The sequence below is a fragment of the Paenibacillus sp. P4_A9 genome (genome assembly GCF_056402415.1).
The window spans coordinates 1-11,483 of the sequence record NZ_JBFUHL010000013.1; the positions used below are offsets into that span (position 1 = coordinate 1).

An 11,483-nucleotide genomic window follows, 5' to 3' on the forward strand; every position below is an offset into this window, starting at 1 on the left:
GCCAGGATCAAACTCTCCATAATAGTGGACGATTGCTCGTCCTATTGTGAAAGCTGAAATGCTCATTTTGATGCTAGCGAGATTTTGCAATCTCTTTTTTGAACGATTTCTCGTTCGTGCTTACTCACTCGTTGTTCAGTTTTCAAAGATCAATTTCTTTCGCTCACTGCCGTGTTACCGAAGCAGCGAGAAGTAATATACCATAGCTGTCCAACCAGATGCAAGCTTTATTTTTACTTATTTCGACGTGAAAACCTATATATCGTGGCTTTCCTTTGTCGTAAAAACTGCAGCCCGTTTTGGCCGGACCAGTAATATACCACGGGCATTTGGATAATGCAACACCTTTTTAAAAAGAATATCGATTCAGTTCTTGTTCCACTAGTTCTTGCTCAAATTGCTCCTTTAATGAATCATTGCTAGGCGATATCGAAAGACCCATTTCTTTGAACTCACGAATCAAATTCTGAATTTCATCTAGGTTACCTTGTTGCACATAGTGCTCCGTCTGATTGATTACGTGAAATGCCATTGCCTGATAAGCTTCCGTGAAGCTTTGATCAACGCCCTCTGCACCCCTGTAATCAGCGTAATATCTTTTAAATGTATCCATCAAGCTCTCTTCCATCCTAACCCACTCCTCTCRAGATATAGCATAGTTTTCCACCTTCCTTACCAAATTATACAAAAAATGCACAACAAGCCCCCTGCTAATTAAGCAAGGAGCCTGTATGTATGAATCTAACCTTTTTATATATCTATTGTAGAATTGCGAACTTACTACCTTTATTTAACGTCAATTGTTGTAACGAGTTGATTATCGCCTTTAACCTGAACGACATGACCTGGTGTGAAGTTAGCAAGAGTACCCGTCAAAGTGAAAGTCGAAGCTACATTATATGTAGTTGTTTGATCAACGCCATTGATATTACGTGTAATCGTGATTGTTGCAATTTTACCTTGCGCGTTAATAGTAGTTGCAGTCAATGCTCCCAAAATATCGAAGGCTGTGCTAACTGGCGCATTAGCTGTCACTTCTACAAACACAACTGTGTTGTTGAATGCACGAACTTTCACAGTATCGCCTACAGCAATCTCAGTAGCAGCTACTTTCACACCGTTACGCAAAACGAAAGCATCTGGGTGTAATGTATACGCTGTTGTTGTGCCATTTTTAGTTAGGGAAAGAACATTGTTGTAAACAGCAGTGCTTACTGTACCTGAGTTTGTGTTTTGATCTTGATCAGGCAATTGATTGTTTGTACGATCCAATAGAGCCGCCAATTCAGCACGTGTTACACTTTTTTCTGGTTTAAACGTATTGTCTTCAAAACCGTTAACTAAACCTTTATCAACCGCTACTTTCACGTAACCTACGGAACCAGCAGGGATTTTTTTCGCATCTTTAAATGCAAGCGTGCTAGTCATTTGTGCTTTTGCTTCAGCTTCTAGTTTCAGAGCTTTCACAAGTAGTGTCGTTGCCCATAGACGATCTGCATCTTCATTTGGAAGAACGCTGTTATCACTCTCTGTAAATAGGTCATTTTCAAGCGCTACCGCAACATACCCTACTGCCCATGCAGGAACTTTGTCAGCATCTTTAAAATTCAATTTTGTTGCTTTTTCAGCATCGGATTCAGCTTGCTCACGCAATCCCATCAAACGAACTGCTGCCGTAATCGCTTCAATACGAGTCACAGTTTTTTGTGGTTTAAAGCTGCCATCTTCATATCCTTCGAAAACACGTTTGGACGCTAGGCTTGCAATATAACGCATTGCCCATTCTGAGTTTTTCATATCGTTGAAATTAATGTTAATCGTAACGTTTCCATTGAATACATTCTTCTGGTTAACGATCGGAGTGTTTTTAGATCCTTTGTTATTATCTCTATCATTATTATTATGACTACCATTTGCAAATGCGGCTGCTCCGCCACCCATTACCATTGTTAGAACAAGACCTGTAGTTACGATTTTTTTCATTAGATTCTTTTTCATTTTAAAATCTCTCCCTTAGTCATTATGGTTTATACATAAGATGGAGCCTTCGCGAAGGGTTCCTGGTTATGCTACAAGGATTCGCCATGGCTTGTCAGTTTTTGGGGGTAGAGCATGAAAATCTTTTAAAATCAATTATCAAAGTCTATTAAATCCACCCTGAAACTGCTAAACTGAGACCATATAGTCTAACGCTAAAGGAGCTTTATGTATGCGCTTACGAAACCCGCGAGTTCAACTCGTTATTGCATTGGCTGTACTCCTAATCCTCGTATCAGCCTTCTCATTCAGCAAGATTTGGTTCAAGCAAGGAAGCCTTAACGTAACCGCTGTAGCGCCCACCGTTATACATCAAGACATACCCCAAGTGAGTGAAGCACCTTCAGCAGTACCTGTGCAAGAGTCAAAAGTCGAGAGTTCAGCCACATATCCAACAGAAAACGTAGATGTTGTCGTTATTGGAAGCGAGCTCGAAGGCCTATATTTGGCCCGTGCTGCTATGGATGAAGGCCTGAAAGTGAAAATACTCGATCCCCACCAAGCTTTCGGAGGCCAAATTCTTCAAAGTCAGATGTTGTTTCTAGATGAAACACGCGATGAACAAGGACATTTACTCGTTCAAGGCCGAGCCAAAGAATTATTCGACGGCTTCCGAAACGCGAAGATTCGCAAGTTGCCTGAGTTCACCACTTATATGAATAAGCTGAGCAAGGACATCCCCATTGAGTCAGGTATCACGATTCAAGATATTGAACAAATACAAACGCCTGATTATATGCACAAAATTCCGTCCATTGTATATCGCACTAACAAAAATGAAGTAAAAAAAATAACCGCTTCCTATTGGGTAGATAACAGTGACTTTGCAGCGTTAATTAGTAAATTAGAAGCCAAACGTCTACCAGGCCTTGAGAAGTTCTACGGTCAGAAAGACATTGAATATATGAGCGCTGGCATGATGATGAAGTTCAAAAACGTAGATTGGAAAAAGTTCAATACGACATTTAATGCGTTAAAGCCTGAGGAAAGAGCTAAGCAATTTGGCGGCGGAAGTGTAAGCGATAGTTTTGCAATTGGACTTAGCGGCATGACCAAGGCGTATCATCCTTCTAATGACCGCGTCTTCTTAAGAGGTTTGAATGCGGTGAATCAACGCGATGGAGAAGTCCTCATTAACGCCCTGCTCGTCTATACCGTGGATCCTGCCAAGCAGGCGTCCGTACAAGAGGCTGTTTATTTAGGAAATAAAGAAACGGCTCTGATTTTGCAACATTTCCGTAAGACGTTACCTGGCTGGGAGAAAGCCGAACTAGGCGAACTTCCAACCTACCCTTATGTAAGAGAATATAATCACTACGAAATGGACTACACGTTAAAGCCATCTGATCTCCTTGCAGGCACGATGTTTTGGGACAATGTCAGTATTGGCGGCTATCCCCTAGATCTACAAGGAACGAGCGCCAACAAGTGGGGAATTGAGATGGGACGCCCTGATAAATATGGCATGCCGCTTCGCAGCTTTTTACTGAAAAATTATGAGAATGTCATTGCCGCTGGGAAAAATGTGGGTTCCTCAGCTATCGCATACGGCAGTACACGTATTCAACCCAACACGAGTTTAGCCGCTGAATCCATCGGGGTCATTTTAGGCCAACTTCATGGAAAGCAAAAACTTCGCGAAATTAAACCTGAAGAGATGCTGAAGCTGCAAACATACTTAGCGACTCGTTATCAAATCAAGTTGACGGGTGTTACAGCTACCAATAAGATCACAGGTTGGAACGAAGAAGAAATTCGTAAACTGGATACGGGCGAGATCACATATCCCAGCTATATTCAAACGCGTAAAAAGCCAGCCGTTAAATAAAATTATGTTATTGACCGTGTCCTCGTTGTGACGAGAGAGCACGGTTTTTTCTTTCGTAAAGGTATTGAAAGTAAGGTAACATCCGTATACAATAAGCAATATACTTATAATCACTTACAAATACTTAAGCAAAGAAGGTGAACAACCTTGTTTCAAGAAGAACGACTCTTCTCTATCCTCGAATACTTAAAATCGAATAAGCGTATCTCCGTAGATCTGATCTGTGAGCTTTATGAGGTTTCTCGCGATACGGCTAGACGAGACATGGTGAAATTAGAGGAGCAAGGCTCGATCGTTCGCACGAGGGGCGGAGCGATTCTTCCGACGCTTTCTAAAGAAGTCGGTAATTATGATCAGCGTCTTCAAGAAGAGTCCTCTTCTAAACTGACGATTGGTAAAACAGCCGCAGCCCTCGTTCAGGATGGCGATTATCTGATGATGGATGCGTCCACGACTGTTTTGCATGCTGCGAATGCCCTTATCTCCAAAAACAACATTGTCATCACAAGTTCGATTGAAACAGCCGCTATCCTCACCCGCAAAGATGAAATTACGATTCATATGCTTGGCGGTGTGCTAGATAATAAGCAGCATAGTGTCTACGGGGCTACTGCGATTGAAATGTTAAAGGAATATCACGTCGATAAGCTATTTATTGGAACGTGTGGTATTTCCGAAGATGGACTGTCTGCTCCGAATGAAGAAGAGTGCTATTTAGTTAGAGCCATGATGCAGCATGCTGATCAAGTCATTGTACTCGCAGATCATTCCAAATTCGGTAAGCGTTTATTCCATCGCGTGGTTGGATTTGAAAGCATTGATATATTGGTGACTGATCAAGCGCTAAGTGAGGAAATGAAAGATCGACTATTAGCCAGTGAAGTTGAAATTGTATTAGCAGGAGGAGAAAACCAACATGATTAAACTTATTGTTAGTGATTTGGATGGCACGTTGCTTGATCACCATAAGAAAGTCGCACAGCAAGAGCTTGATGCCCTACGCAAGGTGAAAGAGGCAGGAGTTTCGCTTTGTTTAGCCTCAGGTCGAATGAACTTGGAAATGCAACAAGTGCTTCAAGAAATAGATCATCAAGCACATTCCGTTTCCCAAAATGGCGCGTTCATCCATTTACTGGATGGAACGCTTCTGCAATCTAAGCTATTTGAGCCTGCCATTGCTAATCGCGTTTATGAGCTAATTAAGGCTTCGGATGTCGTAAAGCTGATATGCTCCGGCGATGCGAACTATATCGAAAGCTTGAGTCCAGCTTCCGATGAGATTCAGGCGAGGATGTTTGAATCATTTATCGTGAAAAGCGAAATTGAGCAATCCCTGAAGGATGCTTTCCCGATATGTAAATTTTCACTATTCGGACGTGTAGAGAATTTACTTGAGATCAAAGCTCTATTAGAAGAACAACTTCGGGATCAATTGGACATCTATTTGGCTGATACAGATTGTCTCGACATCATGCCTCACCAAGTTTCGAAAGGCAGCTCCCTGCTTACACTTACCGCACATCTAGGTTTAAAGCCCGAGGAGATCGCTTGCTTTGGGGACTCCTTTAATGATGTCTCGATGTTCGGTATTACTCCGCATAGCTTTGCCATGCAAACCGCTCATGCAGATGTGAAAAAGCATGCCGCTACTACGGTGGGTTCCGTATCCGAAGCGATTGCACACGTTTTTGCCTATAATGACAAATTTACGACTGAACATAAAGGCAGCGCCGCATTATGAAAAGATTATTGATCATGGGCTGCTTATCTTACTTATTAACAGGCTGTACACACGTTATTTTTGGTGCGGTATTGCCTGAATTACTGGCCCATTATGGTCGAAGCTACAGCGGCGGCGGCATGCTCGTATTTCTGCAGTTTGGAGGCTTCATGCTTGGGGTGCTTGCAATGCCCACACTCATTCGTCGCATCAGTCGTCGAAGTACGATTACAATGGCATTTTGCTTCTTATTTATCGCTATGATTGCCATTGGCTTACTGCCTCCCTGGCCGGTGGTTATCGGGTTGACCTTCCTTGCAGGTATCTCATTCGGACTTGTGGAATCTAGCATAAGTACATTCGTTCTCATGGCTGCCAAGGATCAACAAGCCGTTGCCTTCAGCAAGCTTGAAGTCTTCTTTGGTGTAGGCGCCTTATTTATGCCGCTTGTTTCCAGTCTACTTATTGCAAATGGTTTATGGAAAACTGCCTTTATACTGCTTGGGGTAAGCGCACTTGCAACAGGGATCATTTGGTCCAAACTTTCCTTAGGCGAGCATGATGAATTACTTGCACATAAAGCGGACCGTACGCAGAAAGCAGCTCGAGTTCCTGTTCTTACTAAAAATTCGTTCATCTTTTTATGCTTACTAATGACCGTCTTCTTCTTATATTGCGGCATGGAAAATACGATTGTTAATTTCTTACCGTCGATCTTTAAGGACCAGCTTCACGCTTCAAGTTCAATCGCTTCACTTGGTGTTACCGCTTATTGGGTAACAATGGTTGTTGGTCGCTTATTTGCAGGCATACTTGCCGAGAAAATGACGTATTTCCGTTATTTAGCCTTCTCGTTTGCCTTAAGCTTGCTTACCGTATTCTTATGGGTGTTTAGCACCAATCTATGGAGCAGCTTTGCCGTTATCCTCTTTCTCGGGTTATTCATGTCAGGTATGTTCGCCGTCGCCCTGATCTATGCGAATCAACTATTGCCAGGACGTACGGAACAAACAACGAGTGCGCTGATCGCCGCTGGCGGTTTAGGCGGAGCCATCCTGCCGCTCGGTGTTGGTTGGGGCATGGACCACTTCCATGTCGGTGTCTCGATTTGGTTTGTTCTCATTAGTATGTGTGTTGTATTTGGCATTATTGTGTATACGCGTAGATGGCAGGTTCCTGTTCTGCGGGCAAAAGCTTGATGTTCGTGTGAGATACGAAATAAGAAACAAAAAACCTTCAGATCCACTTTGTGGAATTGAAGGTTTTTTAATTTCTACTGAAACGGCTTTAATTGAATCACGATGCTGTTGTCTTCAAAGACCACATTCTTAATTCCAATTAATTTAGGCAAATAGGATTGCAGTGGGATTTCAACAGGAGCTAGCTGAAGCCAGGCGCTAGGCAACTGCATATTCTTGATCTGCGTATTCACATGCTGAATAACTAAGTTAGGCGGATCCCACGCCAACGTAAACATCGTGTGTGCGCCGATCGGGATCCGTTCCTGCCACCTCACGTTGACATCCGCCTCAATCATCGAGCCTTGCAGGTTCAGCTTCGCCCCTTCCAGTCGAAAGTTATGCGGCAGCAAGCTGTGCGAAGCTATTTGCTTCTTGAGCAAGTTATTCACATCATCTTCCGAAAGCCGAACGTCCAGCTTCCGTGTAAGGACCATCTCTGCGATTTTGTTACTAATTGAAATCTCTTTATACTGCAGATCAAGTGACTCCGTTGGCTTCACATACTGAATGACGATGACTAGCATCGCCGCTGCGATGACAGCCAGAGTCAAGATCGTAATCATGATTTTCTTCAGCATGCTGCTTTACACCCCGCTGATAGTGACCAGCTTCCTTATGAAGCAAGCTATTCTTCTTTGTTCTGCTGCTTCTCTTTCAGCCAGCGCGGAGCTCCCTTGCTCTTGCGATCGCGCTCGCGTTGCGCTTTGCTGACGGCTTTGCCCGCGGCAGCCGGCTTGGCCCCCGCTGCCGCTGCCGGCCTCGCCGGAGCAGCGTCGCGCTGGACGCTCGCTTCTGGCGCCGCGGCGCTTACGCGCACCGCGCCCGCTGGCGCGGCAGCATCACGCGCGCCGGCGGAGCCGCTGCGCGAAGGAGCTGCGCCGCTCGGGCGCGCGGCTTCACGGCGGCTGCGCATCGTAGCCGCACTGCGGTCTTGGGCCGGGTCAACTAACCGGCCTTCGTACATCGCCTTCGGCTCGATCGTAATACCGAGCTGCTTCTCGAATTTTTCGATGATGAAGAGCTCTCTCGATGTCACGATAGAGATCGACGTCCCCTCGCGGCCCATCCGGCCTGTCCGACCTACACGGTGAAGGTAATACTCCGCATTCGTAGCTACATCCAAATGGAATACGTGCGTTACACCTTCAATATCTAGTCCTCTAGCAGCAACGTCCGTCGCCAGCAACAATTGGAATTTCCCCTCACGGAAATTCCCCATGACCTTGGCGCGATCCTGCTTGCTCGCTTCTCCATAAAGAGCTTCAACAGAAAGACCGACATATTGAAGCTTGCCAACGACTTGCGCAATATCGTCGGTCACATTAATGAACACGATCGCAGATTTTGGCTTAATCATGCGAACCAGTCTTCTGAGTGTATCGATCTTTTCCCGTTCCTGGCACACGACATAGTGATGCTCCAGCGTTTCAGCGGTACGCTGTGAGGGGTTAATTTTGATAACAACCGGATCCTTCAGCCATCTGCCTGCCGCTTGCTCTGTACTTTGGGGAATTGTCGCCGAGACAAACACCATTTGACTCGTACGAAGCATACCTTTAAGCACCGCTTCTACATCCTGCATAGAACCCAGCTCAAACACTTGGTCGACTTCATCCACTATGCCGATCTTCACATGATGCAGCGTAAGCTTCCGAATTTTCATCAACTCAAGTAAACGTCCTGGCGTTCCAACGACAATATGCGGGTGAAGACGCAGCTTTTCTACCTGTCTTGCTGCTGCCGCTCCCCCGATCAAGGATTGCGAACGAATAGGTCCCCCACTCGTCAGCTTCTCAATTTCCTGCATAATCTGCATGCCTAGCTCTCTCGTAGGGACGACAACCAACACTTGCAACTGTTTTTGTGCAGGATCAATTCGCTCCAAAGCCGGCAGCAAATAGGCTAGAGTTTTCCCCGTTCCTGTCTGGGATTGGATAATCGCGTCTTTGCCTTGCAGGAGAACAGGGATGCCCTCCGCCTGAATTGGAGTTGGCTCGCCAATTCCTAATTGTTGTAATTTATCTAAATATGTTTGTGCAATCTGCAGCTGTTCAAAACTCGTGCTCAATGCTAAATACCCCTTTTCTCTTCCAACCTCATGCCCATATTATATGCTAGAGTGCTTCAGCAAACAAATATGTACACGATGCCTCACTATCTCTCCGATCCCCACTCATCCAAAAACTTCTGCTTAATAGCATCGCGCGCACGAAACAGCCTTTGTCGCACAACGCCTTCTGTCACGCAGAGTTCACTCGCCATATCTTTGTACGATAGATTGTGGATCCATTTCATCGCGATAATTTGTCTATAGGCGGGGCTAAGTTGATTTATGTAGGCAATAACGGCTTCTCGCATGACCTTCATTTCAACTTCTACGTCTGGAGAGGCCGAATAGTCCGAAGCTGGGGCTGACTCCTTCAAGGCGAACAATGTCTCTGTTTCAAGTTCATCACGGTTACGTCTATGTTTTCGCAAATGATTGAGGGTTACGTTCCGAGTAAGTCTTTTGAGCCAGCCCTCGTATTTATCGATTTCCGCTAATAACGGGGCCTTGTGAACCGCTCGAAGAAAGGATTCCTGGATAATGTCCTCCACGGCCGCGTGATCTCTCAATATAAAATTAATCATCGGATAAACAAGCAAGTAAAATTCTTTATAAATCTGTTCCTGCATGCCTTTATCTAATGTGTTAAAGTCGCTGGTAAATATCTCTCTCAGTGACTTCATCCTATTCCCCCCTAGCCTACAGGTAAAAAGACCCATCATATATCTACCTTATTTTAGGGTAAAAAGGGGGCGTAAACAATCGTTACCGTAAAAAATATCGGGAAAATTTTCCTTTGCGTTTCACTTTTGACAGCCTCTTCTTCATCTATTACACTAAAAGTGCTATAACTACCCTATTTCCATCCGAAGGGATGAAGTGAATGAATACCGATTTCGAGAACGATTTTAACACACTGGTCGCCAAAACAGCTGAACTTATTACGGGTGATACATCCCCAGAAATGATCGAGAAAATCAAAATATGGGCATTTTTTAACCATGTTCATAAGGCCCTTCCTGCGCTTGCTTCCCACTGGAATCAATCCCATCCCGAAGGCAAGGCGGAAATGCGAAAGATTTTCGAGGAAATCCGTGAGCTCAATTTAGCGAAGCAAGCAGCGAAGCCTGATCAACAGTAAGCGCCGGGTATGGACTCTTACCCGTGCTTTTCTGACTCATGAAAAAAGCGGCCCCAATCGTTCAGACTGGGAGCCGCTTTATTTTTTATTCATGATACCTGACATCAACTTGTCAAACATGCGTGGAAACATATGAAACAATTTCACTCCTGCGCTGGCTACGAAAGGCAAATTCTTTTCTGGTATGTTTTTCTCGATGGCATGCATAAGCTGTTTAACAACTTTTTCTGGCTTTAACATGAACCAAGAGATGTTCTTGACATAATTACCGCTCGGATCCGCCTTGTCGAAGAATGGTGTCGCAATCGGACCTGGGTTAATTGCAGTAACCGTTACACCCGTCCTCGCTAGCTCCATCCGCAAGCTATTCGTAAATCCAAGCACCGCATGCTTGGTTGCGGAGTAACCTGTCGATTTCGCTGAACCAATTTTCCCCGCCATCGAGGCAATATTGACGATGTGACCGCTGCCTGCCGCCAACATATGCGGGAGTACGGCTTGCGTGCATCGCACTAGCCCAAGATAGTTCACATCCATCATCTCTTCAAAATGAGTAAGAGGCGCCTCGGCAAATGTCTCGAATATGCCAAATCCAGCATTATTAATCAGTATATCAATACGCCCAAATTCGGCGATGATTCGAGTCACAACTTCGCCCACTTCTACCGTCTTCGTCACATCCATGGCATATACGGCATGTCTACCTGGCAAGCCTGAAGCAATTTGTTTGAGCTTATCTGTACGCCTTGCGGTCAACACGGGAATAGCTCCTTTAGCTGCAAATTGCTGCGCCATCACAGCCCCTATCCCACTTGAAGCACCTGTAATCAAGACGACTTTGTTCGTGATTTCCAACCTATTCCGCTCCCTTCCACGCAAATAAAAAAAGGAGTTACCATATTGTAGGTACTCCAAACATTCTAACTTATATTACGTAATTAGTACTTGAATGTCTAGCTCACCAATGCCATCCATAATTAAAGGAATGGTTAATGCTTTCTTCGGCACAAATCCTGCTGCCGTTGCAGATTGGACAAGCTTAGGTGGTGTGATGTCTACCCGAACGCCTTGATTAAAGAGCATCGTGCTCGCATTACCGCTAATCATATTTCCCAGCTCAGATATGGCACTCTTTCCCATATCATCCATTTCAGTGATGACGTATCCACCCATCATGGCAGATACCATTTTCAAAGCAACATCTTCCGCCAAACCGAAGACAACGTCACCTTCCATTTGCCCCGTCATCCCAATTTGAATCCAGATATACTTTTCCACAAATTTGACGTCTTTAATGCCGAGCTGCCCTGTAGTTGGGCGAATGTTAGCAACTTGCTCGATGACGATTCTAGCCGACTCCAAAAAGGGATTAATGTACTCAGCCTTCATAGCTCCGCTCCGATCTCATTTGTGAATAAGTTTCACAGAAAAACGACCTTTTTCAACATTATACATAAAATTTTAGGACA

Annotated in this window: 12 protein-coding genes; 5 read left to right on the forward strand and 7 right to left on the reverse strand. The window is 44.7% G+C overall.

The annotated features are described in order from the left end of the window. Positions 1 to 349: 349 nt before the first annotated feature. Together AC1DVJ_RS11940 and AC1DVJ_RS11945 are read right to left on the reverse strand one after the other, a co-directional pair. The gene (locus AC1DVJ_RS11940) at positions 350 to 628 is read right to left on the reverse strand and encodes a hypothetical protein (protein ID WP_477590932.1); all 279 of its coding nucleotides are present in this window, start codon (positions 626 to 628) and stop codon (positions 350 to 352) included. A gap of 158 nt (positions 629 to 786) precedes the next feature. Beyond that, the gene (locus AC1DVJ_RS11945) at positions 787 to 1,998 is read right to left on the reverse strand and encodes an S-layer homology domain-containing protein (protein WP_477590934.1); all 1,212 of its coding nucleotides are present in this window, start codon (positions 1,996 to 1,998) and stop codon (positions 787 to 789) included. A 211-nt stretch (positions 1,999 to 2,209) separates the two neighbouring features. Here AC1DVJ_RS11945 and AC1DVJ_RS11950 point away from each other — a divergent pair, with 211 nt between their 5' ends. The 4 genes from AC1DVJ_RS11950 (at position 2,210) to AC1DVJ_RS11965 (ending at position 6,784) form a co-directional block, all read left to right on the forward strand. Continuing rightward, positions 2,210 to 3,865, forward strand: a complete 1,656-nt coding sequence (locus AC1DVJ_RS11950) for an FAD-dependent oxidoreductase (protein ID WP_477590936.1) — start codon at positions 2,210 to 2,212, stop codon at positions 3,863 to 3,865. 147 nt (positions 3,866 to 4,012) lie between these two features. Next, complete coding sequence (locus AC1DVJ_RS11955) at positions 4,013 to 4,789, forward strand: DeoR/GlpR family DNA-binding transcription regulator (RefSeq protein WP_477590938.1); 777 nt, start codon at positions 4,013 to 4,015, stop codon at positions 4,787 to 4,789. After that, a complete protein-coding gene (locus tag AC1DVJ_RS11960) occupies positions 4,782 to 5,606 on the forward strand; it encodes an HAD family hydrolase (RefSeq protein WP_477590940.1) in 825 nt (274 codons plus the stop codon). The genes AC1DVJ_RS11955 and AC1DVJ_RS11960 overlap by 8 nt, the downstream gene beginning before the upstream one ends. Further along, complete coding sequence (locus AC1DVJ_RS11965) at positions 5,603 to 6,784, forward strand: MFS transporter (protein ID WP_477590941.1); 1,182 nt, start codon at positions 5,603 to 5,605, stop codon at positions 6,782 to 6,784. The genes AC1DVJ_RS11960 and AC1DVJ_RS11965 overlap by 4 nt, the downstream gene beginning before the upstream one ends. A gap of 74 nt (positions 6,785 to 6,858) precedes the next feature. Here AC1DVJ_RS11965 and AC1DVJ_RS11970 read toward each other — a convergent pair whose 3' ends face one another. The 3 genes from AC1DVJ_RS11970 to AC1DVJ_RS11980 form a co-directional block, all read right to left on the reverse strand. Further along, complete coding sequence (locus AC1DVJ_RS11970) at positions 6,859 to 7,404, reverse strand: hypothetical protein (RefSeq protein ID WP_477590942.1); 546 nt, start codon at positions 7,402 to 7,404, stop codon at positions 6,859 to 6,861. Positions 7,405 to 7,451: 47 nt separating this feature from the next. Continuing rightward, on the reverse strand, positions 7,452 to 8,894 hold the full coding sequence (locus tag AC1DVJ_RS11975) for a DEAD/DEAH box helicase (RefSeq protein WP_477590944.1): 1,443 nt from the start codon (positions 8,892 to 8,894) through the stop codon (positions 7,452 to 7,454). An 86-nt stretch (positions 8,895 to 8,980) separates the two neighbouring features. Continuing rightward, positions 8,981 to 9,556 carry an RNA polymerase sigma factor gene (locus AC1DVJ_RS11980; RefSeq protein ID WP_477590946.1) on the reverse strand — a complete coding sequence of 192 codons (576 nt, stop codon included), beginning with the start codon at positions 9,554 to 9,556 and terminating at the stop codon, positions 8,981 to 8,983. Positions 9,557 to 9,756: 200 nt separating this feature from the next. Here AC1DVJ_RS11980 and AC1DVJ_RS11985 point away from each other — a divergent pair, with 200 nt between their 5' ends. Next, positions 9,757 to 10,014: a DUF2573 family protein gene (locus AC1DVJ_RS11985; protein WP_477590948.1), complete on the forward strand. Its 258-nt coding sequence runs from the start codon at positions 9,757 to 9,759 to the stop codon at positions 10,012 to 10,014. 78 nt (positions 10,015 to 10,092) lie between these two features. On the opposite strand, the gene AC1DVJ_RS11990 is transcribed toward AC1DVJ_RS11985, so the two are convergent. Continuing rightward, on the reverse strand, positions 10,093 to 10,869 hold the full coding sequence (locus AC1DVJ_RS11990) for an SDR family NAD(P)-dependent oxidoreductase (RefSeq protein WP_477590949.1): 777 nt from the start codon (positions 10,867 to 10,869) through the stop codon (positions 10,093 to 10,095). Positions 10,870 to 10,944: 75 nt separating this feature from the next. Further along, entirely contained in the window at positions 10,945 to 11,403 is a 459-nt protein-coding gene (locus AC1DVJ_RS11995; RefSeq protein ID WP_477590950.1) for a chemotaxis protein CheX, read from the reverse strand. Positions 11,404 to 11,483: the final 80 nt, after the last annotated feature.

What these genes read in the sequence shown, in the direction of transcription:
- AC1DVJ_RS11965 (WP_477590941.1), top strand. Translation starts at nt 5,603, where the DNA reads ATGAAAAGATTATTGATCATGGGCTGCTTATCTTACTTATTAACAGGC.
- AC1DVJ_RS11970 (WP_477590942.1), bottom strand. Translation starts at nt 7,404, where the DNA reads ATGCTGAAGAAAATCATGATTACGATCTTGACTCTGGCTGTCATCGCA.
- AC1DVJ_RS11980 (WP_477590946.1), bottom strand. Translation starts at nt 9,556, where the DNA reads ATGAAGTCACTGAGAGAGATATTTACCAGCGACTTTAACACATTAGAT.
- AC1DVJ_RS11950 (WP_477590936.1), top strand. Translation starts at nt 2,210, where the DNA reads ATGCGCTTACGAAACCCGCGAGTTCAACTCGTTATTGCATTGGCTGTA.
- AC1DVJ_RS11940 (WP_477590932.1), bottom strand. Translation starts at nt 628, where the DNA reads ATGGAAGAGAGCTTGATGGATACATTTAAAAGATATTACGCTGATTAC.
- AC1DVJ_RS11985 (WP_477590948.1), top strand. Translation starts at nt 9,757, where the DNA reads ATGAATACCGATTTCGAGAACGATTTTAACACACTGGTCGCCAAAACA.
- AC1DVJ_RS11945 (WP_477590934.1), bottom strand. Translation starts at nt 1,998, where the DNA reads ATGAAAAAGAATCTAATGAAAAAAATCGTAACTACAGGTCTTGTTCTA.
- AC1DVJ_RS11995 (WP_477590950.1), bottom strand. Translation starts at nt 11,403, where the DNA reads ATGAAGGCTGAGTACATTAATCCCTTTTTGGAGTCGGCTAGAATCGTC.
- AC1DVJ_RS11960 (WP_477590940.1), top strand. Translation starts at nt 4,782, where the DNA reads ATGATTAAACTTATTGTTAGTGATTTGGATGGCACGTTGCTTGATCAC.